We start from the raw sequence: 24,881 nt of genomic DNA on the forward strand, positions 1-24,881 counted from the left end.
GGACAGATAAATTTATTTTTTAGCTGTGTACTATGCGGTAGATTATACCGCATTGCAAGAGCAGAATTTGATCAAAAATTAGCTTTGAAGTAAGCGTAATAAGTTCTTGTAATCTTCATTAAAAATTGGATCTTCACCACGTAAGCTTTGCACTTTTTCACATGCATGCATCACAGTACTGTGATCACGCCCACCAAATGCCATGCCAATTTCAGGGAAACTATCTCCCGTTAATTCACGTGCTAAACCCATCGCCAATTGGCGTGGTCGTGCAAAAATACGGGTCCGTTTGGGACCTACCAACTCTTTCAATGGAATACGGAAATATTCACTCACCACACGCTGAATGTTCTCAGTACTAATAGTTCGTGCGCGAATTGCCAATACATCTTTAAGTGATTCACGAACCACGTCTAAATCAATTGAAGTGCCTTTAAAACGTGAAATTGCGACCACTTTATTCAGTGCACCCTCAAGTTCACGAACATTGGCAACCACTTGTTGTGCAATAAATAAAGCACAATTTCGTGGTAAATCGATCCCACTACTTTCTGCTTTTTTCAGCAAAATTTCGATTCGTGTTTCAATATCTGGTGGTTCAACACCAACTGATAATCCCCAAGAAAAACGCGACACTAAACGCGGATCTAGCTCAGTCAATTCCTTAGGATAACGGTCAGAGGTTAAAATAATTTGCTTAGATTCATCGAGTAATGCATTAAACGTATAAAAGAACTCAACCAAACTTGCTTCTTTACCAGCCAGAAGATGAATATCATCCACCAACAATAAATCTAATGAGCGGCAATTCCTCTTAAATTCTTCAACTTTACCTTTTTGCAAAGAACTCACAAAATCCTGAACAAAACTTTCAGCAGTCATATACATCACACGCGCATTTGGTTTTGCTTGTAATAAAGCATTTCCAACTGCTTGCATTAAATGAGTTTTACCTAAGCCCGTAGGTCCGTATAAAAACAGCGGATTATGTTGAGATTCACCCAATTGGGTTAAAACTTTTCGGCAGGTTTCCGCGGCCATTTGGTTCGAACGACCTTCAACAAATAGAGCAAAGCTAAATAATGGATTTAGTAACCGTTTTTTTGAGTTTTTAGGCGATACCGTTTCATGTTCTTTATCTTTTTTCGGTTTCGCAATAATAATCTGAGATGATGACGAATCCAATGCAGCAGTAGTCGTTGCAGGTTGTTCAGCTGCAGATAAAATTGCACCAGGTCGAGAATCAACTGTAATTTCAACTTTACGAACACGGCCTTCTGATAATTGTTCTGCCAAAATAGAAATTAATTCTAAGTGATGCTCTTGAATATAGCGTGTCCAATATGGATTAGGTGCATAAAGTCGTAATGTATCTCCAACCTCTTCTGCAACCAAAGGACGAATCCACATCGCATAGACATTATCAGAGAGCTCTTGTCGCAAGCGAGTTAAGCAGTCCGTCCAAAGCATGTGAAACCCCTTATTCAATTCCGTTTTAAATTTAAAACCAATAACCACCCTATATGGGGGGTCGCCATTCTAACTAAGTTACCCACATCTGTCATGGCTAATTTCAGCTAAATTAGCTTAAAAAAGAAACTTACTGCTTTTAAATTTAAATTTAAAGCAGATGTGGATAAACTCAACCACAACCTGTGGATAAAATACACCCTAGACTTATCCACAATCCATCAAACCATTTAAACCATGTTTATCCACAATCTAAAATGTTGGTTTTTAAATTTAAAACAGTGATTTCCACAGAAAAATGCAGCCCTAATAATAATAAATATAAATTTTAAATTTGAATTTATTTATAAGGAACTAACCTTTTGTGGATAACTATTCAATCTTGAATTTAAATTCAAACAATGACTAATTTTAAATTTAAACCACAGTTGTAAATTTAATTTAAATCGTGTTTATGGATAACTTTGTTGATATCTGTGTGAGTAACTTATATTAACATTATAAAATAAAGAGTTAACATGTGAACATATGTTTTATCGATTTTTACAAGTTCGTTATTGGATTTTGCATTTTTGTCTAAAATTGGAACTTATATGTAACTAAAGCGAGTTATACATTGACAGAACAAACAATGCGCAATAAAATCGCGAACCTTTATACAAAGATCATTTTTGGAGTTTCGATATGAAACGTACTTTCCAACCTTCTGAATTAAAGCGTAAGCGTGTTCATGGTTTCCGCGCTCGTATGGCTACTAAAGCTGGTCGTCAAGTTTTAGCTCGTCGTCGTGCAAAAGGTCGTCATAGCTTAACTGTATAAGTAAAGTTAATGACCGACTTGGGTGTTATGTCACTTTATAGTTTCAGTCCAGAGGTGAGACTCCGCTGTGCTGCAGACTACAAAGGTGTATTTGATGATGCGCTTTTTAAAGTGCATCAACCCCACTTTTTATTTCTTGCAAAATTTACCGAACAACCGAAAAGTCGTTTGGGTTTAGTCGTTGCTAAGAAAAAAGTGCGCCGTGCGCATGAAAGAAATCGAATAAAACGTATTGCACGTGAAAGCTTTCGCTTACACCAACAACAAATTGAATTATTAGATATTGTAGTGATGCCTAAAATGGGTGCAGATACAGTTTCTAATGCTGAGTTACATCAGCAATTACAATTTGCGTGGCAAAAATTGCAGCGCCTTGTTAAAAAGCACCATAAAACAGCTACTCCTTCCTCTCAAAATTAGAGATAACCAATGGTTCGTTTACTGCATTGGTTGATTCGTTTTTATCAAATTGCGATTAGTCCTTTAATTGGTCCTCGTTGTCGTTATATTCCAACTTGTTCTCAATATTCATTGGAAGCAATTCATGCTTATGGCGCATTAAAAGGTGGTTGGTTGGCAACTAAGCGATTATGTCGTTGTCATCCTTGGGGTGGACATGGTTATGATCCTGTGCCGAAGAAAACAATTCGTTTTATTTCATTTCAGCAAATAGATTCTCAAACGCTTCATGTTGTTGTACCCTTGCGTGAACGTTTTTTGAACCAAAATCACTCTAACCATTTGGGGTAATTGATATGCAACAATGGGCCAGGTTTGCAATTCTCGGGGCCATGTTTGTCACTGCTTATTTATTAATTTTAGCTTGGCAAAAAGACTACGGTCACTCCAGTAATGCTGCGCAGCAACCAGCTGCAGTCGTTTCGCAAAATACCTCACAAGCACATATTGCTTCTGATCCTGCTAAGGCAGGTGTTGCAGCCCAAACGGCGAATACTGTTGCTCAACAAAAACTGATTACTGTTAAGACAGATCTTTACAATATTTCTATTAATCCCAAAGGCGGTGATATAGAGCGTGTTGAATTACTGAATCATGATCAAAGCAAAAATAGTAGTCAATCTTTTGTAATGCTCGAAAATGATGCGACACGTAAATATATCGCGCAGACTGGTTTTAAAGGTGTAAATGGTACGGATAATGATCCGAATGCCCGACCCTTATATGAAGTAGAAAAAACGGTATATAACTTAGCTGATGCTAAATCAGTTAAGAATAAAGATGGTCAAGAAGAGAAAGTCATTTCAGTGCCATTAGTATATAAAACTAATGATAATGTTGAAGTGATTAAAACGTTTACCTTTAAACAAGGTGCGTATCCAATTTCGGTAAACCATCAAGTGATTAACCGTAGTCCACAACTATGGCAAGGTCAGTTGTATGGCAATATTGTTCGTGATAACTCAGAAGATCCAGGTAAATCTGATCAAGGTATTTTCACTTTAGGCACTTATTTAGGTGGTGCTTGGGGTACGCCTGATGAGCATTACAATAAATTGAAATTTACCAATTTTAGTGATGAAAAATTGCATAAAGAAGCTCAAGGTGGTTGGGTTGCAATTGTTCAGCATTATTTTGTCAGTGCTTGGATTCCAGGAGACTTTAATGGTCAACCATTTAAAGCAACGCTTGAATCCAATAAAGATAATAATTTGAATGTGATTGGTTTCACCTCTCCTGCGATTAATGTACCTGCTGGTACGTCAATGGCAATTGATGCAACCTTCTATTCAGGTCCAAAAGTTCAGTCTGAATTAAAAGATTTGGCTGTAGGTTTAAACCAAACTGTTGATTATGGTTGGTTATGGCCGATTGCTAAATTATTGTTCATGGGCTTACAGTTCTTCCATAACATTGTAGGCAACTGGGGTTGGTCAATCATCTTATTGACTATTCTGGTGAAATTGATTCTTTGGCCATTATCGTCTAAGAGCTATCGCTCTATGGCAAAAATGCGTGTGATTGCACCTGAAATGCAACGCATGAAAGAAGAATTCGGTGAAGACCGCATGCGTTTCTCTCAAGAAATGATGGCGCTTTATAAGCGTGAACAAGTTAATCCGCTTTCAGGTTGCTTACCATTGCTGATTCAAATGCCAATTTTCTTAGCATTGTATTGGGTGTTGATGGAATCGGTAGAACTTCGTCATGCACCTTGGATGCTGTGGATTCAAGATTTGTCTGCAATGGATCCGTGGTTTATTTTGCCGTTGATCATGGGTTTAACCATGTTTATTCAGCAATCGTTGAATCCGCAACCTGCTGATCCAATGCAAGCCAAAGTTTTCAAAATTATGCCAATTATGTTTACAGTATTTATGCTGTTCTTCCCTGCTGGCCTAGTTTTATACTGGATTGTGAACAACTCGATCACGATTTTGCAACAAAGCTTTATTAACAAAAGTGTTGAGAAAGCACGTTTGAAGAAAGATGTAACTTCGGCTGATTAGTCTTAACTGAATAGCTGAATAAATCCGCTTAAGATGGTAATCTTAGGCGGATTTTTTATTGTTTTGAAATAGAGAAATTTGAATGACCCGTTTAGCGACTCAAACCACGATTGCTGCAATTGCGACTCCACCTGGTCGTGGAGGTGTGGGCGTGATTCGTCTATCTGGACCTAAGGCTTATGCAATTGCAGAGGCTTTAACACAAAAAACTTTACCCAAAGCGCGCTTTGCCGGTTTTCGTCAATTTTATGATGAACATGGTGAAGTGATGGATGAGGGGGTGGTGATTTGCTTTCCTAATCCGCATTCCTTTACTGGTGAAGATGTGGTGGAGCTGCAAGGGCATGGTGGGCCTGTAATTCAAAATGCATTGTTAGGACGTTTATTAGAACTCGGAGCAATTGCTGCAAAAGCGGGCGAGTTTTCTATGCGTGCCTTTGAAAATGGCAAGATGGATTTGGTCCAAGCAGAAGCCATTGCCGATTTGATTGATGCAACCTCTCAAGCAGCAGCGCGTTCTGCAGTACGCTCATTACAAGGTGCTTTTTCAACGCGGGTTAATACTGTTTTAGAGAAACTCATTCATCTACGTTTACATGTCGAAGCCGCAATTGATTTTCCAGAAGAAGAAATTGACTTTTTAGCGGACGGGAAAATTTTAGCATTACTTGAAGATGTACAATCTTCTGTGACTTCAGTCCAGCAATCTGCACGTCAGGGACAGTTATTGCGTGAAGGTTTACAGGTGGTAATTGCAGGTAAACCCAATGCTGGAAAATCGAGCTTACTGAATGCGTTAGCTGGGGTTGACCGTGCCATTGTGACTGATATTGCGGGTACGACGCGTGATGTTTTACATGAAAAAATAACCTTAAATGGCTTGCCGATTACTTTAACGGATACAGCTGGTTTACGTGAAACAGGTGATATTGTTGAAAAAGAAGGGATCCGCCGTGCTATTCAAGAAATTGAACAAGCCGATTTGTTACTCTTAGTTTATGACTTAAGCCAAGGTGAAGATCCATTACAATTGGCGCAAAACTATTTTTCTGAGCATATTGAACCAAAACGTTTAATGTTGATTGGGAATAAATGTGATTTAACTGAATTACACACTGAGCTGAGTGATTTTCAAGGTTTTCGTCACGTCACTGTTTCAGCAAAGCAAGAAATGGGCGTACAAGCACTCATTGAGGCAATTACAGCGCATGCAGGCTTCCAGCCTGAAGAAGATACCTTTATTGCACGAACCCGCCATTTAGATGCAATGAAGCGTACCCAGCAGTATCTAGCTGAAGCACATGAGCAACTGACTGTTTATCATGCCGGTGAATTAGTCGCGGAATCGCTTCGTTTAGCGCAAAATGCTTTGGCTGAAATTACTGGTGATTTTAGCGCGGACGATTTGTTGGGTGAGATTTTTGGTTCATTCTGTATCGGAAAGTAATCTCAATTTAAGCGTATATTTTAATGAGTTCCAATAAGTTTTACTGATAATTAAAAAGCATTAAGTGGTTATTACTTAATGCTTTTATATATATTCCCTTATCCCTAAATACTCTATGTGGACTTGAGACTACTTATGTTATGCAACAAGAAATAATATTCCAAAAAATTAGAAATAAGTCGGTCAAAATTTTCATTCAAGTTGTTCTTGTTTTAAGTGTTTTTCATAAATAGTCTAAAAATGCTGACAAAATTCATCAATTCAAGCAAATAGCTCTATAATATTCACCATCATTACTTGCGTCAGTCGTTAGGCATAATCACTGAACTTATGGCGCTAGTCACTTTTTTAAGTCAATTCCTTATCCGTGATTCGGCTTATGTTTCAATATTTGGAATCTTATGTGTCCGTGGTGATACATAGGATGAGTTAGGTGCCAGCATGGAAATTAAGGTCAATTATCTCGACAACCTTCGACTTGAAGCCAAGTTCGATGACTTTACGGTAATCGCTGATCAACCGATCCGCTATAAAGGCGATGGTTCAGCGCCAGGGCCATTCGACTATTTTCTAGCTTCATCGGCGTTATGTGCGGCTTACTTTGTCAAGGTATATTGCCAAAGTCGCGATATTCCAACCGATAACATTCGTCTGTCTCAGAATAATATTGTTGATCCAGAGAACCGTTACAAGCAAATTTTTAAGATTCAGGTCGAGTTACCTACTGACATTTCCGACAAAGATCGCCAAGGTATTTTACGTTCGATTGAGCGTTGTACCGTAAAGAAAGTGGTACAAACTGGCCCAGAATTTGTAATTGAACACGTTGAAAGTATCGATGCTGATGCACAAGCGTTGTTGATGCCGAGCTTGGCTTCAGAAAACAATACTTATATTCCTGGTAAAGACCTGCCTTTGGAAGAAACCATTGCCAACATGTCTGGTATTTTGGCTAACTTAGGTATGAAGATTGAAATCGCTTCATGGCGTAATATTGTGCCAAATGTGTGGTCTTTACACATTCGTGATGCGCAAGCGCCGATGTGTTTTACCAACGGCAAAGGTTCAACCAAAGAAAGTGCATTGGCTTCGGCGTTGGGTGAATTCATTGAGCGCTTAAACTGTAACTTCTTCTATAACGACCAATTTTGGGGTGAAGAGATTGCTAATGCTGAATTTGTACATTATCCAGAAGAAAAATGGTTTAAGCCAGGTCCGAATGATGCGCTACCAGAAGAAATTCTCGATGAATACTGCCTAGAGATTTACAATCCTGACGATGAGCTGCTTGGTTCACATTTGTACGATACCAACTCTGGTAATGTACAGCGTGGTATTTGCTCCCTACCCTTTGTACGTCATTCTGATAGTGAGGTGGTGTATTTCCCATCGAATCTAATCGAAAACTTGTATTTAAGTAACGGCATGAGTGCGGGTAATACCTTGGCCGAAGCACAGGTGCAGTGTTTATCCGAAATATTTGAACGTGCCGTGAAGCGTGAAATTATTGAAGGTGAAATGACACTGCCAGATGTACCGCAAGAGGTGTTGGCTAAATACCCGAGTATTCTAGCGGGTATCCAAGCGCTAGAGGAGCAAGGCTTTCCTGTATTGGTGAAGGATGCCTCGTTAGGTGGGAAGTATCCAGTCATGTGCGTGACCTTAATGAATCCACGTACGGGTGGTGTATTTGCATCTTTTGGGGCACATCCAAAATTGGAAGTGGCATTAGAGCGTAGCTTGACGGAGTTACTACAAGGTCGTAGTTTTGAAGGCTTAAATGATTTGCCTCAACCTACCTTTAGTCGTAATGCGGTGACTGAGCCGAATAATTTTGTTGAACATTTTATTGATTCTAGCGGTGTGGTGTCGTGGCACTTTTTCAGTGCTAAAGCCGATCATGAATTTGTCGAGTGGGATTTTACTGCTCAGGGTAAGAACTCAAATGCCGAAGAGGCTGCTGCATTGTTCAGTATTCTTGAGGATATGGGCAAAGAAGTCTATATGGCGGTGTATGAGCATTTAGGCGCAACAGCCTGCCGTATTTTGGTACCTGATTATTCAGAAATTTATCTAGTCGAGGATTTAATCGAGGATAACACCAATAAAGCGCTGCTGTTCCGTGAAGATATTTTGAACTTACATCGCTTGGATGATGAAAGTCTTGAAGCACTGCTTGAACGTTTAGAAGACAGTGATTCAGATGATTATACCGAGATCAAAACTTTGATTGGTATTGAATTTGACGACAATACGGCTTGGGGGCAGCTCACAGTTTTAGAGTTAAAACTGCTGATTTATCTTGCCTTGCAGCAATTTGAAGAAGCTAAAGATTTAGTGGAAGCCTTCTTGCAATATAACACCAATACGGTTGAGCGCGGATTATTCTATCAGTGTCTGAATGTGGTGCTTGAGGTAATGTTGGATGACGAGCTGGAGCTAGATGATTATGTCGCTAATTTCCGTCGCATGTTTGGCAATGAGCGTATGGATACAGCGTTAGGCTCTGTGAATGGTAGCGTACGCTTCTATGGTTTAACTCCGACGAGTATGAAACTCGAAGGTCTTGATCGTCATTTACGTCTCGTCGATAGCTATAAAAAATTGCATGCAGCCCGAGCTAAAGTGGCAGCTTTATCCAGTTAAGGTAACGAGTTTAGGCAGTATTAGATACCAGTGTTACTCGGCTGGTATTTGATCTGGTCATATTGCACACCCTAAAATAATCTCAATCCTGAATAGGCCTAATGTAAAGATTAGGCTTATTTTTTTGCATAGCTGATACGTATATAAAAAACAGCATGAGAATGTTTTATGTAAAACTTTGATTTTAAATTAATAAATTTTTATACAGATATTCCGTATTAGAAAGTGATTATTTTATTCAATTTTATCGATATGAAAAGCTGACAATTGTTCGCTTTTTTTATAAAGAGTTGTAATTGAGTAAGTTCATTTTACTTCATGATCTAAATTGTCTATTGTCAGATTAATTTTATAAAAAAGTGAGCAATACATAATGAAAAAATTACCTTTGATCCTTTCTACACTTTTACTGGCAGTGACCGCAAATGTATGGGCTGGTCATGAGGATGACCAAAAGATTATGACCGCTGCTGCTAAACATCCAGTGACAGTAGCACAGGCTAAAAAATTAGGCGATGAAACAGCGGTAAGTGTTACAGGAACTATTGTTCGCCAAATTAAACATGAACATTACGAGCTAAAAGATGCATCGGGTACGATTGTTGTTGATATTGACGAAAAGTTAGCGACAGCTGAGCAGTTAAAGGCGGGTACGAAAGTTAAGGTTTTAGGTGAGGTTGATACCCATAAGCACAGACCAACCGATATTGATGCGGTGAAAGTCGAATTTATGAAGTAATTTATTCAATCAAACAGGTCAGTATTTTCACTGACCTGTTTGATTTGTACGCTTGAGATGGTTCAAGAGCAGATAAATACACAATAACCCCATACCTATACAAAAACTGAGTACACCCACAATCAATCCAAAATGATCAGATAAGTAACCCACAGCGATAATTGGGATAATCGTGCCTAAATACGCTAAGAATAAATATGTAGAAACAATAGCCGCTCTATTCTCTATTTGAGTCATGTGATGAACCAGTGCAAAAGCCGCCAGTAAGCCTAAACCATGCCCAATTCCTACACAAATAACGCTGATAAAAAACAGCCAACTCCATTGCATACTCATGCATATTGTCAGTAGCACATAACTAGTAATTAGTAATATTAATCCAATATTTAAGCTTTTATGCATGGGCATAGATTTGGCAAGAAATTGAGCTAGTGCTGAAACGAATAGAATACAGGCAATGGTACTTCCACTGACCAAAGGCCCATGCCAAGGGATCACATCTTTAATAAATGAGGGGGCAAGTGAAGCAAATAAACTGAATGAGCCAAAGGCAGCAAAAGCAGTAAAGCTAGCAATATAAAAGAGTCGTTTATACTGTGCTGCAGGAAATTCTAAATGCGGTGCAATGGAAAAAGGTTGCTTTTCAAAAGCCAAAAATTTTAAGTAAAATAAACTAATTAGACTCAGTATTGCACCTAAAATCACAGGTAAATAGGGGGTAACAAGGGGCTGGGCTGAGAATTGGGCAATGCTACCGCCTATAAAAGGCCCTAAACCAAAACCAATCACGGTAATAATAGAGCTTAACTGTGCAGCATGCTGTTTATGTGAGTCTGGAATGGTATAAATTAAGCCTAACATTGCAGACGTGCTAATTAAACCAGAAGCAATGCCAATAATAAAACGACCAAAACCAAGCATATAGGTGTTTTCTGCAAAAACAGAAATAATTAAACCTATCACTGCAAAGCATAAGCCGATTTGTAAGGTACGAATAAAACCAATGCTATTACTGGTACGACCTAAAAATAGTAAGGTCGTCATACATCCGAACATGTATGACACAAATATATAAGTAATATGGCTTGGGAGAAGGTGCCAAAGTTGCTGGTAGATTGGATAGAGTGGGCTGGCTAAAGCCGTCCCAATGGTACCAATACACAAAGCTAGGCTAACCATAATAAATGGTCGCCATGATTGTTGAGTCATAATAAAGGCTTTATCTGAAAATAAAAAATACCAATCTGAGATGTTGAATGGATTGGTATAGAAGAAGTGAAATCTTAAAACAGCTTAAAACTTAATCAATGCTGGGTCAATCTTATTCTTGAATAATTACGGGATATATCATCTATATCTTTTTATATTTTAGAAAGGGTAAATGGAGATCTAGAGTTTGATAAATTTTTTGAATTATTCTTTAGTTATAAAATCAGATGATATTCAAAGTAAACCAGTAGAGTGAGAACATGATGTTTGTTCCACGTGAAACGCGTTAGATTTTTATTTTTAAACAAACTTAAAACATTGCATTTAATTTTTAAGTTTAGAATCTCTGACTAGAAAATAGCGATTAGAAAATGAGTATTCTATGTTGAAAAAAATGGCAGCTTTGATATTAAGTTTAGCAATGATGAGTTCTAGTTTTGCCAGTGTTGAAACTGTGAAAGCCAAATTAATGCAGCAATATCCAAATGTAAAAATAAATGATTTGAAAACCACTGAAATGCAAGGTTTGTATAGTGGTACTTTGGACAACCAAATTGTGTATGTTGATGAAGATGTTCAACACATTTTTGTCGGTTCGATGATCCGTCTTAAAGATCAGAGAAACTTGACTAAAGATTTAGCTATTCAAAAAAATAGTATTGATTTTAGCAAGCTACCGTTTAATGATGCGATTAAAACAGTACGGGGTAATGGCAAGCGACAGTTGGCCATTTTTTCTGACCCCAATTGCCCATACTGCAAGACGCTTGAAGGGAATTTAACTCAACTGAATGATGTCACGATTTATACTTTTATTTATCCGATCAAAACACAGTCTATTCTACCGTCTAAGCAAGTATGGTGTTCAGCCAATAAAGAATTTGCATGGAAAAATTTAATTCAAAATGGTGTGAAACCCAGTGCAGCAGTTACGTGTGAAACACCGATTGAACGTAATTTAGAACTCGGTAAACATTTGGGTTTGCAAGGAACCCCTGCGATAATCTTCTCAACTGGTTATACCGTTATGGGGGCCTACCCTGCTGATAAAATTGAGCAAATTTGGACGAAGCAGGGCCTTTAAATAAAAAAAGCACCTGAATAAGGTGCTTTTTTTATTTATTTGTTTTTAAGTACGTTTTGCAATGAAGTTATAAATAAACAAGACAAGAACGGCACCTACGACAGATGCGATAAAGCCAGCAGATGCACCTTTAGGATAAAGTCCAAGGAGTTGTCCTCCATAGGTTGCAACCAATGAACCCACAATACCTAAGGCAACGGTCACGAGAAAGCCTGCTTTATCATCTCCAGGGTGAATTGCACGGGCAATTAAACCTGCAAAAAAACCAATAATAATTGCACCAATTAATGCCATCATCGGAGTTCTCCTTTTTTTATCTTTTCTAATATTAAGGAATTGAATATACAATTTATTTTTGATTATTTTAGTGAATCTTAAAAGTACAGCTTTGCTACAATATGTTGCTTTTTTGTTCCTGTAGTTTGAGTTTATAGGTACCTAAAAAAAGCGGCTTACGCCGCTTCATTATTTTCATACTGCAACATTAAAGACCAATTTCACCAATAAATGGAAGATGACGATATTTTTGATCGTAATCTAAACCATAACCGACAATGAATTTATCTTCGACTTCAAAGCCAAGGAATTGAACATTGAGGTCAATTTCACGGCGTGAAGGTTTGCTGACTAAAGTGCAGAGTTCAATCGAATTGGGTTGACGCGTTTCTAAAATTTCTAATACTTTGCTGAGGGTATTTCCTGAGTCAATAATATCTTCAACAACAAGCACATCTTTACCTCGAATTTCGCCGTCTAAATCTTTTAAGATTTTGACATCACGAGATGATGATGTTCCACCGCCGTAGCTAGATACCGTCATAAAATCGAGTTCGTGTTCTTTGTTGATTGAACGGCATAAATCTGCCATAAAAATAACTGAACCACGCAATAAACCGATTAAAACCAGCTCTTTGTCGCTAGTAGCATAATGAGCATCAATTTGTTTTCCAAGTTCTTTGACTTTCGCTTGAATTTCTTCAGTTGAAATCATCACTTTCATTTGGATGGTCATGGAGATAAATACCTAAACAAAAAAATAAAAAAAGGTGTTGACCTGCAACACCTGAAATATGTCTTAATTTTAAAACATATCAACTCAATATGCATCACTTTTGCTAATTGAAAATGTAAATAGGCGATTTTTAGTGTGCATCACGTTTTAAAAGTAATGTACAAACCACAAAAACCGTGGCTATTAAAAATACCTTTTTCTTCGTCAATTTTAAGCTCTTTCTATGTTCAGTTTTTTTGCTCATACGCTTTTTCACCAAAAATATAAGTCGCTTGAATACTCCGGTCATCACCCATGGTAAACAGTGCAAATAAAGCATCTTCAATATTTTTAGCACGTTGTTGGCGCAGTTGCTGTAAAGCTGTGGCTTTTAGATTGAGCACGACAAAGTCGGCTTCTTTACCGATATTGAAATTACCTAACTTATCATCTAAATGTAGCGCTTTCGCGGCACCCAGCGTGGCATGATACAGAGATTCAAAAGCAGATAATTTATTGCCTTGTAATTGCTGCACTTTGTAGGCTTCATTGATGGTTTGTAGCTGACAAAAAGATGTGCCAGCGCCGATATCTGTGCCTAAACCCACTTTCACTTGTTTTTCCCAAGTTTTATTTAATGGAAATAAACCACTGCCGAGAAATAAGTTTGAGGTTGGGCAGAATGCAATTGCAGAGTCGGTATCATGCATACAGTCCCATTCCGCATCTTCTAAATGTACGCAATGCGCAAAGACAGAACGCTCACCTGTTAAACCATAATGGTGATAAACATCTAAATAGCCTTTTTGTTCAGGGAATAGATCTTTAACCCAAGCAATCTCATTTTTATTTTCACTTAAATGCGTGTGTAAATAGACATCAGGATATTCAGCTTTGAGCTGCCCTGCTCTTTCTAGTTGTTCGGGTGTAGAGGTTGGTGCAAAACGTGGTGTGATGGCATATAAATTACGTCCTTTGCCGTGCCATTTTTCAATCAGTGCTTTGGAGTCGTGATACGCACTTTCTGGGGTGTCGGTTAGTTCCTCAGGTGCATGACGATCCATCATCACTTTACCTGCAATCAAACGCATTTGATGTTGTTCTGCAGCTTCAAATAAAGCATCTACAGATTCAGAATGCACCGTACAAAATACCAATGCTGTGGTGGTACCATTTTTGAGTAATTCATTTACGAAAAATTGTGCGATTTTATCGGCATAATGTTTATCTTTAAACTGCATTTCAGTCGGGAATGTATACGTATTTAACCATTCTAAAAGTTGTTCGCCATAAGCACCCACCATTTCAGTTTGTGGGAAATGAATATGGGTATCAATTAAACCTGGAACAATCAATTGCTCAGGATAATGCTCGATTTGTACATTATTATTCAGTTGTTGTTGACCTTCAGCCCATGGTCCAAACCAGATGATTTTTCCGTGTTGGGTAATGAGTAAGCCATCTTCTAAATAGCGAACTTGTTCGGCAATATCGGATGCCTGTACAACGATACTTTGAATATCTAAAAAGCGACCACGAATAGCGCGCTGAGTTTGAGTAGGAGACATGGAAACCTGCAAATTTTATTTTTCGATTGATTGTACCTGAAAAGCGTAGTTCCAGATGGTGTCTGCTTTATTTAAATAGTTTGAGTTAGTATCAAAGGTTGTGTCATTTAGCTTAATTTGATGAGGTTAAGTTGGTGAGATAGTTTAAACGTTCAGTTTTCCATAGCTTTAAGTTTAGTGATTAAAATGATGAATGAGAGATTTAAGGTATGCATCAACCTCAAAAAATAAACGAAAATCTAGAGCGCATTATTCGGAGTCATACTGAGTTATTAGAAATTTTAGAGTATCTGTCTGAAATACAACCACAGGCTTATGTGTGTGCTGGCATCATTCGTAATCTGGTTTGGTCTTATTTACATGGGCAAAATTATGTTCTTAAGCGGACTGAAGTTGATGTCATTTTTTATGATGCTGACGATTTGAATCAAGTTCATGCTCAGTATTTAAGTCAGCAACTTTCACAGAGATTTCCAAAAATAGAATGGGATGTGACCAATCAAGCTTTTGTGCATCAGTGGTATCGCTTAGAAAGTGGCGAGTGTATTGAACCCTTGCATTCGATTGTTGAAGCTTTGTCTTTATGGCCAGAAACCGCAACGGCCATTGCTGTTCACTTACTCAAAAATGGTCATTTGGATGTGATTGCACCATTTGGTTTAACTGATTTATTTGGGCTGAAATTACGTTGGAATAATGCTTTGGTCAGTCATGAGATTTTTATGCAACGTGTAAATTCTAAAAAATTTTTAGAGCGATGGTCTAATTTGAAGCTTATTGTGGATGAGTGATCTTTAGTTATATTTGAGGCGTATTCTAAAAAATAAAGAGCCCTCCGATGAGGAAGGCTGTTGAAACAATTGGTGATTAAGACTGTAATTCTTGCTTTTTGTTATAACGAATCGATAACCATGCGGTAATGGCTAACGTCACAATAATAAAGCCAAGAGAAATCCAAATCGGCATATGGAATACATCAAGCATCAACATTTTAGCACCAATGAATACCAAGATAATGCCTAGACCATACGGTAGATAATGCATCTTTGATGCAGCACCTGACAATAAGAAGAACATGGCACGTAAACCTAAAATCGCCATTAAGTTTGCAGTTAAAACAATAAAAGGATCACTGGTGACTGCAAATATCGCAGGGATAGAATCCACGGCAAAAATTACGTCAGATGCTTCAACTAAGATTAAAACCAAAAATAGTGGCGTTGCCCATAACACACCATTTTGACGAACAAAGAATTTATCCCCTTCCATCTTTGGTGTAATACGCATGTGTTTACGTAACCATTTTAGAATCGGCATATCTTCAATATTTGGATTTTCTTCCTGTCCTTTTAAAAATTTAAAGCCGGTATAAACCAGGAATGCACCAAAAATATACAGAACCCATGAAAACTCTTGTACGAACCATGCACCAATAAAGATAAAGATGGTTCTAAGAATAATCGCGCCAAGTACACCATAAAGTAGAATTTGACGCTGTAATGCCGGTGGAATAGCAAAAGCCGCGAAAATCATTAACCAAACAAAGACATTATCAATCGCCAGTGATTTTTCTAATAAATAACCTGCAAAGTATTCCATGACCTTGGTATTTGCGATGGTTATACCCGCGGTTTGCTGTAGGTAAAGCCATAAACCACCGCCAAATAAAGCGGCCACTGAAACCCATGCCATACTCCAGTACGCTGCGGTTTTTAGTTTGACCTCTTGACCTTGTTTTTGTCTAAAGCCTAAAAAGTCGATAAGAAGCATTGCGGCAACTAAACCGAAGAATGCTAAATATAGCCATAAATTGCCAATCGTTTCCATGTGGATCCTCCACATCTGACAATCGGGCATAAAAAAACCTTGACCCGTTGTCAGATGAAATAAAACATCTGTAACAACATGATCAAGGTCTTGCCTACATCTGAATACCAATATTTGGTAATTTTAGATGCTCAGATACCGACTTTTTGCAAAGTGTAATGACGATATTCTGACACGTCAGTCATTTAAAAATATCAAATGACTGACGTTTGGAGGAGGCTACTCCCCTTGTTCAACTTAATTTAGTTTTGGATTAAATCCAAATATGGCTGAAGAATCGCATATTTATTGGCATTGTGCAAATTTTATCTACATTTTTATGCTTTGATAAAGTCTTTGCGTTGTACCAATACGAAAGCCAAAATTGTTCCAATCACGGCAACTAAACCACCGATAATTCCAATATGACTTAAACCATAATGTCCTGTAACCCATCCACCTAATAATGCCCCACCGCCAATACCGACATTATATAAGCCTGAATATATGGCCATAGCCACATCCGTTGCATCTGAGGCTAGGTTTAGTGTTTTGGTTTGCAGAGCTAAACTAAAACAGATAATTGCCATACCCCAGAACAAACTTAAGCTGCTGAAGCTGCTGAAGCTGATTAAGTCTTGAGAAAGTGGTAGTAATAACAACATCGAAGTTGCTAATAAGCCACAACTTAAAGGAATCGCAAGTTTAGGATATTTACTCCCAAATTTTCCAAATAAATACGAACCAATGAAACCTGCTCCGCCATAAATCAGCAATAAAGTTGTGGTTTGTGAGGAACTGAAATGAGCCATTGTTAACGCAAAAGGTTCAATATAGCTATAAGCAGTAAATTGTGCGGTGATGATGATCATGGTGAGTGCAAATACGATCATCAAGCTTGGGCGTTTAAAGAAGATTTTAATACTACCCAATGAGCCTGAATTGACACTCGGTAATAACGGTAATGTTTTGGCCAGTGTGATACAGATGACTGTTGCACAAATCGCAATCAGTGCAAAAGTATTGCGCCATCCATAAGCTTCACCAATCATGCGACCAAATGGAATTCCCAAGACCATTGCTAGGGCTGTTCCTGTTGCAAGTAATCCTAAGGCTTGAAACTCTTTGCCTTTTGGTGCGACACGAACTGCCAATGAAGCGGTAATAGACCAAAATAAAGCATGTGCAAAGGCAATCCCGATTCGGCTGGCAAGTAAGATTTCAAAACTCCAAGCAAAATAAGACAGCACATGACTGATGATAAAAACTAAGAATAACGCCACCAATAAAAAGCGCCGTTCAATGTTTTTAGTCAGGAGCATCATGGGTAATGATACAGGGGCTACCACCCAAGCATAGATTGTGATCATGATGCCAACATCAGTTGCAGGCATGCTAAAGCTTTGACCGATATCACTGAGTAAAGCCACGGGAATAAATTCCGTGGTATTAAAAATAAAAGCCGAAAATGCCAAAGTAATCACACTGATCCATTGGCGAGTTGGATGGGTAGAGGTTTTGGAAGATTTAGATGACATAGTCAGTAATTTAGAAAAATATTTTTAAATTTTAAGCGCAAAGTTGCGTGATGTTAAGTTTTTATCTTTTGTGAATACGAGTAGTGACTTTAAGATATGAATTACAAGGTTCTGTTTTAAGGTTGTCCGTTTAAAGATATATTTGAGCTTTATGATTCGAGTTTTTAGGATATTAACCAGTTGATTCAAACGCATCTATTTATGACTTTTGAAATCTGAGAGTGAGTTTGATACAGTGCAAGTTATTAAAAAATTAAAAAGAGATGAAAATGCAATTTCAACATACAGATAATAAGCAACAAGGTGAATTCTTTTTAGATGATGCTCAAGGCCAGCGTATTGCTGAAATTAGCTATGTGTGGCGGGCGGATGACCAAATTATTGCGGATCATACGTGGGTAGACGATTCTTTACGTGGACAAGGTGTTGCACGTCAATTATTAGATGTTTTAGTAGTGTTTGCACGTGAACATAATTTAAAAATTATTCCGACTTGTTCTTATGTTGATGTCATGTTTAAGCGTGATCAGAGTTTGGCAGATGTTGCAGCTTGATTTTGTATAATTTTAAAAAGCTGAACTGAAATCCTAAAAAGCCCACAGTCGTGGGCTTTTGCATTTTAAAAATAAATTATTTTGTTTTTAAAGCAGCAATTAATTTTTGGTGTAAACCACCAAAGCCACCATTCGACATAATCACCACAGCATCGCCCTCACCTGCTTCATTGACCACCGTTTGAATAATATCGTCCAGTGAGCGAGCAACCACGGCTTTATTGGGTGCAGCTTCAATTACCGGTTGTAAATCCCAGTCCAGACCTTCAGGTTGATACCAAATTACTTCATCGGCTAAACGCGCCGAATGGGCTAAACCGTCTTTATGACTGCCCATCCGCATGGTGTTTGAGCGAGGTTCAATAATCGCCCATAGCTTACGTTCAGCAAGGCGTTTACGCGCGCCGTCTAAAGTGGTTTCAATGGCTGTCGGATGATGGGCAAAATCGTCATACACTTCAATGCCACGCACTGTGCCCAATAATTCCATACGGCGTTTTACACCGCCAAAATTCGATAAGGCTTCACAAGCAGTTTCAATCGAAACACCGACATGCTCAGCAGCGGCAATGGTCGCCAAAGCATTGGCAACGCTGTGCTGCCCTGTCATATTCCATGTAACGATGCCTTTGACAACACCATTTTCTAGCACTTTAAAATGTGAACCATCCGCAGAGAGTTGTTCCGCAGAAAGTGCCGCTTGAGCATTGGCTTCTAAACTGGTTCGAACCACAGGCGTCCAACAGCCCATTTCCAAAACTTCATCAATATTGCTTTCAGTAATCGGGGCAATAATGCGACCTTCACTTGGAATAGTACGGACTAAATGATGGAATTGTTTTTGAATGGCAGCCAAGTCATCAAAAATGTCGGCATGGTCAAATTCAAGGTTATTTAAAATTGCCGTTTTAGGATGGTAATGTACAAACTTAGAGCGTTTGTCGAAGAATGCAGAATCGTATTCATCTGCTTCGACACAGAAATATTTACCACCACCCAAACGTGCACTTTCGCTAAAACCTAAAGGAACACCACCAATCAAGAATCCCGGATTTAAACCGGCTTGATCCAGTACCCAAGCCAGCATAGTCGTGGTTGTGGTTTTACCGTGAGTTCCTGAAACCCCGAGAACGTGTTTGCCTTGTAGAACGTGATCGGCAAGGAATTGAGGGCCTGAAATATACGGTAAACCTTCATTGAGCATATATTCAATCGCATCAATGCCGCGTTTCATCGCATTGCCAACAATCACCAAATCAGGATGGGGTTGTAAATGGCTGCGGTCATAGCCTTGCATTAACGTAATGCCTGCATTTTCAAGTTGGGTCGACATCGGTGGATAGACATTCGCATCTGAACCCGTCACTTTATGACCTAAGTCACGTGCTAATAGCGCCAGTGAACCCATAAATGTGCCACAGATACCCAAAATATGCAGATGCATACACTTAACTCCGCTGTGTTTTAGACACATCACTTTTTTATTGTGCTGTTGTCGTAATTAATTTGATTTGAAAGCAACGATAGCAAGGGTTTCACTGAAAAGATAGTTTTTCTTGTATCTATTCATGGGATTGTAGGATGTGTTTTATCGTGTGGTTCGCTGCATATTGCGGGGAATAAAAATTAGCACTTAAATGACATGATTTTTCACTTAAAAAACGTAAAATATTTGTGAATGTTCTAGATAAATTCAGCATGTTATTTCCCCTGTTACTTTTAATGGTTTCGAATTGTTTTATGACTTTGGCTTGGTATGGTCATCTGAAATTTTTACATGATGCACCACTGTGGCAGGCGATTTTATTTGGTTGGCTGATTGCCCTACTCGAATACAGTTTTATGATTCCTGCAACGCGATTGTTGGCGCAGCAAGGTTGGTCATTGGGTGAGATGAAAATTACGCAGGAAGTGGTGACTTTGCTGGTTTTTGTGCCTTTTATGATTTTTCTATTTAAACAGCCTTTTAAATTAGATTATCTGTGGGCAGGATTGTGTCTTTTGGGTTGTGTATATTTTGTTTTTAGAAGTCAGTAAATAGAACGCATAAAAGAATGAATCTAAAATTTTTAGAATTTTGCACAGCCACATTTCATATTGAGAACTTATATATATTGTGTAGGCATTGTCTTACTTTTGACGGATGAGGAATATATTTCCGCAAGGTAACAAAAATCCTTTATTGAGCTGATGATACTTCCTTGTATCACAGCTCAATGGCGACATTCATGTCGCCTTTACGCGATGGCATCGTTGGGAATAAAAATTTAATACTTTTTTATAATTGATGATGATTTCTTTAAAAAATAGTGAAAATATCGCACTACAATCTCTGTTAAATTTTGGTGAGACGAATTTTCAGTCTATAATAGCGAGCTTCTAATTCATTTAAAGCTTGGCTATCGTCAAGATTTATCCTTCCTCACATTCGTTTATGGAATATTTGCAATGAATGCGGCCGCTGAACAAGATGCTCCTTTAGTTGGAATTATCATGGGTTCTCAATCGGATTGGGCAACTTTAGAACACACTGCCAATATGCTGAAACAGCTTGGTGTCCCTTTTGAGGCTGAAGTCGTTTCTGCACATCGTACGCCTGACCGTTTATTTGAATATGCTGAAACAGCACGTGAACGTGGTATTCAGGTGATTATCGCAGGTGCAGGTGGCGCAGCGCATTTACCAGGTATGTGTGCAGCGAAAACTGATTTACCTGTACTGGGTGTTCCTGTGAAATCGTCTATTTTAAATGGCGTCGATTCATTGCTTTCTATCGTACAAATGCCTGCGGGTATTGCGGTCGGTACATTGGCGATTGGCCCTGCTGGTGCAACCAATGCGGCAATTATGGCAGCGCAAATTTTAGGTCTGACACGTCCTGAAATTGCAAAAAATGTTGCCCAGTTCCGTACCGCGCAAACTGAAAAAGTGGCAAGCAAAAATATTCCTGGTCAAATCTAAAGCCAAGCTTAAATGGGATAAAGATTATGGATAAAACCATCGGTATTTTTGGTGGTGGTCAACTCGGCCGTATGATGGCGCAAGCTGCCTTACCACTGAATATTCAATGTACTTTTTTTGAAGCAAGCACAGATTGTCCATCAGCTGTATTGGGTCAAGTGATTTCAAGCAAAGCTGAAAATGGTTTACAGGATTTCATCAACAGTGCGGATGTATTCAGCTTAGAGTTTGAAAATACCCCACTTACAGATGTAGATGTACTCACTAAACAAAAAGAGTTGCACCCTCCTCGTCAAGCTTTAGCCATTGCACAACGCCGTCTTTCAGAAAAAGCATTATTTGATGAATTGGGCATTCCTGTGGCGCCGTATAGAGCGGTTGATTCATTGGAAAGTCTAACTCAAGTTGTTGCTGAACTGGGTTTGCCAATCGTTTTAAAAACGGTGATGGGGGGTTATGATGGCAAAGGTCAATTTGTTTTGCGTTCTGAAGATCAAATTGAACAAGCTTGGGCGGAATTGGCTCCAGCAGGTTCATTGATTGCTGAAAGCTTTGTGACGTTCTCTCGTGAAGTGTCGATTATAGCAGTGCGTGGTCAGAACGGTGATGTGAAAACTTGGCCATTGGCTGAGAACCATCATCATCATGGTATTTTGTCACACTCGATTGTTCCTGCACCCAACAGTGCTGATTTACAGCCTGTGGCGCAAGACTACATCACTCGCCTGCTGAATCATTTGAATTATGTGGGTGTGTTGACGCTGGAACTATTTGTGACTGACAAGGGCTTATATGCCAATGAAATGGCACCTCGTGTCCATAACTCAGGTCACTGGTCAATTGAAGGTGCGATCTGCTCTCAATTTGAAAACCATATACGTGCGGTTGCTGGTCTGCCCCTTGGTTCAACGGATGTGGTTCGCCCAACGGTGATGGTCAACATCATTGGTAAGCATCCAAAGTCTGAAGATGTATTGGCGCTCAATGGCGCACATTTACACCTGTATAATAAGACTGAACGTGAAGGTCGTAAGATTGGTCACATCACCTTAATGCCAAATGACAGTGCTGAATTGACTACTTTATGTCGCCAATTGGCGAAAATTTTGCCAGAGCCATTGGCACTGACTCAAGATATGAACATTTAATCCTCCGATTGAATGGAAAAAAAGCGGTCATGCCAATGACCGCTTTTTTTATGCCTGAAGTTCGGGCATGATTGCGCCTCTTTTGAACTAGCGCCGTGTTTATTGGAACAAAATAAAAATAACAGCCTGCCATTGATACAATAGTTCAGCAATATTCTGCATAAAAAACCAACATATAAACAATATACGGTATTTAAGTTTTACTGTGGTAGAACAGCGCAAACTTTTTAAATTCAAAAGATAAAAATGAATTTAAAATGCTCTGAATTTAAATTCAAAAAATATGAATTCAAAGTGATATTTGCAGTATGACTTTAAAGTTTTATTTGTGTAAAAACTTATAAATTATAAATAAATCAACTTATCCACAATGTGTTTGAATTTAAAAATTATGTTTTAAATTTAAATGTGCAAATTTGAATTTATATTTTGGCTGATTTTGAATTTAAAATTTTAAAAAGTGGGTTTTATGGATAACTTTTTAAATTCAAAGTGGTAAATATGAATTTAAAATAAAAGAATGAATTTAAATTTACGATTTGATTCAGAAGTTATGGATTGATGATGGTATGGTAAAAACATAATTCAAATACTATTAGGGATACTATGCGTCGCTTAGCTTTCATTTTAGCTTCAGTTTTTTTAGCCATGACTCAAGCCAAGGCTGAGTTGATTATTAATGGTCAAAGTCTTTCTTCTTCGCCATCTAGTTTTAATATAGCATCTGCATCACAAAATAGTTTTCAGCAATGTCTTGCGAATTTACGTGCCCAAGCGATGAGTTCAGGTGTAACGGGCTCGACCTATGATCGTTATACGCAAAATTTAACCCCTGATTATTCAGTGATTGAAAAACTGAACTATCAACCTGAATTTTCTACCCCGATTTGGGACTATTTATCAGGTTTAGTCGATGAAGAGCGCGTGCAAAAAGGTCGTCAAATGTTGCTACAACATCGTGATGTACTTAATCGTGTGCAAGCTGCTTATGGTGTTCCTGCAGAAACTGTAGTTGCGGTTTGGGGCGTAGAAAGTAATTTCGGTGATATTTCAGGAAAATATCCTTTATTACAGGCTTTAGGAACACTGAGTTGTGAAGGTCGTCGTCAAAGTTTTTTCCGCGGTGAGTTTTTTACCACCATGCGAATTTTACAGCGGGGTGATTTAACTGAGCAGCAAATGAAAGGCTCATGGGCGGGTGCATTTGGTCATACTCAATTTATGCCTTCAACCTATGAAGAGTTAGCGGTTGATTTTGATGGTGATGGTCGTCGTGATTTGGTTTCGAGTACCGCTGATGCCTTGGCTTCTACAGCCAACTTTTTGAAAAAACGTGGTTGGCAGACAGGTATGCCTTGGGGCTTTGAAGTGAAGGTTCCAGAAGGTATGTCTATAAGTGGTGAAAGCCGTCGTAATAAAAAATCACTGGATAGTTGGGTTAATCGTGGGCTGACCCGCGCTGATGGCTCAGCGATTATTCAAGGTAATCTTTCAGAAAGTAGTCAGGCTGGTTTAATGTCACCCGCAGGAGCAAATGGTCCATTATTTCTCGTCTTTAAAAACTTTGATGCTATATATAGTTATAACGCAGCAGAAAGTTACGCGCTTGCGATTGCACATCTATCCGATCGATTACAAGGTAACGGAGCTTTTGTTCAGGCTTGGCCAACGGATGATGCTGGAACTTCTCGAGCGGAACGTCGCGAAATTCAAAACTTTTTGTTAAAACGAGGTTATGACATTGGTGATGCTGATGGTCTGATAGGTGATAAAACTCGTCAAGCGATTCGCCAAGAACAAATAAAATTAGGTTTAAGTCCAACGGGACGGGCGGGACAGCAAATTTTACGTACCTTTCGGGATGCAAATGCAAAGAAAATATTGCAATAGTCTTTGCTAGCATTTTAAAAGTCTGCTTCGGTAGGCTTTTTTGTATTTAAGGTATAAAAATTTGGATTGAAATGGATAGTAATATTTTCATTTGAGCTATGTCTAAAGTTGGGATAGTAAATTTCTATTTAAAGTCTAAGAAAGTGCATAAAGATGATGCCCAAAGAGATGCATGGGTAGAAATGATCTGTAACTATTGCCTTTATGGGATATTAATGTGATTACATAACTAGTAAGTTGAGCAATGAAAGTAAAACAACATTTAGGTAGTGTTGTAGAAATGGTTTGAGCTTTTTTACTTTCAAGCTTTGGCTAAATGTTATGTAGATGCCATTTTGATGGTCTAGAAAGCTTATTCAGTAGATGTAGAAATTATTGAGTGCAATAAGAATCAAGAAAATGAGGGGATTTTCGATAGAGAGGTACAGTAATTGGTCATTTATATAGATAAAGCAAAATAATAAAATCTTAAGAAATGCAAAAAACGTAGAAATTTTTATTAAAAATGCTCAAAAAATAGGTGAAAAATCCAGTTTTTTATCA

At 38.4% G+C, this 24,881-nt stretch carries 22 protein-coding genes; 14 read left to right on the forward strand and 8 right to left on the reverse strand.

From position 1 onward, the window contains the following. Window positions 1-78 precede the first annotated feature (78 nt). On the reverse strand, window positions 79-1,470 hold the full coding sequence (dnaA, locus tag B9T28_RS14190; RefSeq protein WP_086204631.1) for a chromosomal replication initiator protein DnaA: 1,392 nt from the start codon (window positions 1,468-1,470) through the stop codon (window positions 79-81). A 684-nt stretch (window positions 1,471-2,154) separates the two neighbouring features. On the opposite strand from dnaA, the gene rpmH reads away from it, so the two are divergent. The 7 genes from rpmH to B9T28_RS14225 all read left to right on the forward strand — a co-directional run bounded on the left by rpmH (window position 2,155) and on the right by B9T28_RS14225 (window position 9,589). Further along, complete coding sequence (gene rpmH / locus B9T28_RS14195; protein WP_000831329.1) at window positions 2,155-2,289, forward strand: 50S ribosomal protein L34; 135 nt, start codon at window positions 2,155-2,157, stop codon at window positions 2,287-2,289. 27 nt (window positions 2,290-2,316) lie between these two features. Then, on the forward strand, window positions 2,317-2,709 hold the full coding sequence (rnpA, locus tag B9T28_RS14200; protein WP_086204653.1) for a ribonuclease P protein component: 393 nt from the start codon (window positions 2,317-2,319) through the stop codon (window positions 2,707-2,709). A 9-nt stretch (window positions 2,710-2,718) separates the two neighbouring features. Next, window positions 2,719-3,039: a membrane protein insertion efficiency factor YidD gene (gene yidD / locus B9T28_RS14205; protein WP_086204632.1), complete on the forward strand. Its 321-nt coding sequence runs from the start codon at window positions 2,719-2,721 to the stop codon at window positions 3,037-3,039. 5 nt (window positions 3,040-3,044) lie between these two features. Further along, the gene (gene yidC, locus B9T28_RS14210; RefSeq protein WP_086204633.1) at window positions 3,045-4,757 is read left to right on the forward strand and encodes a membrane protein insertase YidC; all 1,713 of its coding nucleotides are present in this window, start codon (window positions 3,045-3,047) and stop codon (window positions 4,755-4,757) included. An 82-nt stretch (window positions 4,758-4,839) separates the two neighbouring features. Further along, window positions 4,840-6,204: a tRNA uridine-5-carboxymethylaminomethyl(34) synthesis GTPase MnmE gene (mnmE, locus tag B9T28_RS14215; RefSeq protein WP_086204634.1), complete on the forward strand. Its 1,365-nt coding sequence runs from the start codon at window positions 4,840-4,842 to the stop codon at window positions 6,202-6,204. 441 nt (window positions 6,205-6,645) lie between these two features. Next, window positions 6,646-8,850 carry an OsmC domain/YcaO domain-containing protein gene (locus B9T28_RS14220; protein WP_086204635.1) on the forward strand — a complete coding sequence of 735 codons (2,205 nt, stop codon included), beginning with the start codon at window positions 6,646-6,648 and terminating at the stop codon, window positions 8,848-8,850. Between the two features lie 373 nt (window positions 8,851-9,223). Next, window positions 9,224-9,589 carry a NirD/YgiW/YdeI family stress tolerance protein gene (locus tag B9T28_RS14225; protein ID WP_086204636.1) on the forward strand — a complete coding sequence of 122 codons (366 nt, stop codon included), beginning with the start codon at window positions 9,224-9,226 and terminating at the stop codon, window positions 9,587-9,589. A 27-nt stretch (window positions 9,590-9,616) separates the two neighbouring features. Here B9T28_RS14225 and B9T28_RS14230 read toward each other — a convergent pair whose 3' ends face one another. After that, on the reverse strand, window positions 9,617-10,798 hold the full coding sequence (locus B9T28_RS14230) for an MFS transporter (RefSeq protein ID WP_086204637.1): 1,182 nt from the start codon (window positions 10,796-10,798) through the stop codon (window positions 9,617-9,619). 382 nt (window positions 10,799-11,180) lie between these two features. Between B9T28_RS14230 and B9T28_RS14235 the strand changes: the two genes are divergently transcribed. Further along, entirely contained in the window at window positions 11,181-11,882 is a 702-nt protein-coding gene (locus B9T28_RS14235; RefSeq protein ID WP_086204638.1) for a DsbC family protein, read from the forward strand. A 45-nt stretch (window positions 11,883-11,927) separates the two neighbouring features. On the opposite strand, the gene B9T28_RS14240 is transcribed toward B9T28_RS14235, so the two are convergent. The 3 genes from B9T28_RS14240 to guaD all read right to left on the reverse strand — a co-directional run bounded on the left by B9T28_RS14240 (window position 11,928) and on the right by guaD (window position 14,441). Further along, window positions 11,928-12,179, reverse strand: a complete 252-nt coding sequence (locus B9T28_RS14240; RefSeq protein ID WP_086204639.1) for a GlsB/YeaQ/YmgE family stress response membrane protein — start codon at window positions 12,177-12,179, stop codon at window positions 11,928-11,930. Between the two features lie 187 nt (window positions 12,180-12,366). Next, complete coding sequence (gene hpt, locus B9T28_RS14245; RefSeq protein ID WP_086204640.1) at window positions 12,367-12,894, reverse strand: hypoxanthine phosphoribosyltransferase; 528 nt, start codon at window positions 12,892-12,894, stop codon at window positions 12,367-12,369. Between the two features lie 227 nt (window positions 12,895-13,121). Further along, window positions 13,122-14,441, reverse strand: coding sequence for a guanine deaminase (guaD, locus tag B9T28_RS14250; protein WP_086204641.1), 1,320 nt, complete (start codon window positions 14,439-14,441; stop codon window positions 13,122-13,124). Window positions 14,442-14,650: 209 nt separating this feature from the next. Here guaD and B9T28_RS14255 point away from each other — a divergent pair, with 209 nt between their 5' ends. Further along, window positions 14,651-15,232, forward strand: a complete 582-nt coding sequence (locus tag B9T28_RS14255) for a nucleotidyltransferase family protein (protein ID WP_086204642.1) — start codon at window positions 14,651-14,653, stop codon at window positions 15,230-15,232. Between the two features lie 76 nt (window positions 15,233-15,308). Here B9T28_RS14255 and B9T28_RS14260 read toward each other — a convergent pair whose 3' ends face one another. Further along, window positions 15,309-16,268, reverse strand: coding sequence for a TerC family protein (locus B9T28_RS14260; protein ID WP_086204643.1), 960 nt, complete (start codon window positions 16,266-16,268; stop codon window positions 15,309-15,311). A gap of 317 nt (window positions 16,269-16,585) precedes the next feature. Beyond that, on the reverse strand, window positions 16,586-17,785 hold the full coding sequence (locus tag B9T28_RS14265) for a sugar transporter (protein ID WP_086204644.1): 1,200 nt from the start codon (window positions 17,783-17,785) through the stop codon (window positions 16,586-16,588). 269 nt (window positions 17,786-18,054) lie between these two features. Between B9T28_RS14265 and B9T28_RS14270 the strand changes: the two genes are divergently transcribed. Beyond that, window positions 18,055-18,339 carry a GNAT family N-acetyltransferase gene (locus tag B9T28_RS14270; protein ID WP_086204645.1) on the forward strand — a complete coding sequence of 95 codons (285 nt, stop codon included), beginning with the start codon at window positions 18,055-18,057 and terminating at the stop codon, window positions 18,337-18,339. Between the two features lie 76 nt (window positions 18,340-18,415). Here B9T28_RS14270 and mpl read toward each other — a convergent pair whose 3' ends face one another. Further along, the gene (mpl, locus tag B9T28_RS14275) at window positions 18,416-19,783 is read right to left on the reverse strand and encodes a UDP-N-acetylmuramate:L-alanyl-gamma-D-glutamyl-meso-diaminopimelate ligase (protein ID WP_086204646.1); all 1,368 of its coding nucleotides are present in this window, start codon (window positions 19,781-19,783) and stop codon (window positions 18,416-18,418) included. Between the two features lie 254 nt (window positions 19,784-20,037). Between mpl and B9T28_RS14280 the strand changes: the two genes are divergently transcribed. From B9T28_RS14280 to B9T28_RS14295, 4 genes are all read left to right on the forward strand, one after another. Continuing rightward, complete coding sequence (locus B9T28_RS14280) at window positions 20,038-20,376, forward strand: DMT family protein (RefSeq protein WP_086204647.1); 339 nt, start codon at window positions 20,038-20,040, stop codon at window positions 20,374-20,376. Window positions 20,377-20,787: 411 nt separating this feature from the next. Continuing rightward, the gene (purE, locus tag B9T28_RS14285; RefSeq protein ID WP_086204648.1) at window positions 20,788-21,300 is read left to right on the forward strand and encodes a 5-(carboxyamino)imidazole ribonucleotide mutase; all 513 of its coding nucleotides are present in this window, start codon (window positions 20,788-20,790) and stop codon (window positions 21,298-21,300) included. A 26-nt stretch (window positions 21,301-21,326) separates the two neighbouring features. Continuing rightward, complete coding sequence (locus B9T28_RS14290; protein ID WP_086204649.1) at window positions 21,327-22,448, forward strand: 5-(carboxyamino)imidazole ribonucleotide synthase; 1,122 nt, start codon at window positions 21,327-21,329, stop codon at window positions 22,446-22,448. A gap of 606 nt (window positions 22,449-23,054) precedes the next feature. Beyond that, a complete protein-coding gene (locus tag B9T28_RS14295) occupies window positions 23,055-24,338 on the forward strand; it encodes a lytic murein transglycosylase (RefSeq protein WP_086204650.1) in 1,284 nt (427 codons plus the stop codon). The last annotated feature ends 543 nt before the right edge of the window (window positions 24,339-24,881 follow it).

This window comes from Acinetobacter silvestris (assembly GCF_002135235.1).
GTDB lineage: Bacteria > Pseudomonadota > Gammaproteobacteria > Pseudomonadales > Moraxellaceae > Acinetobacter > Acinetobacter silvestris.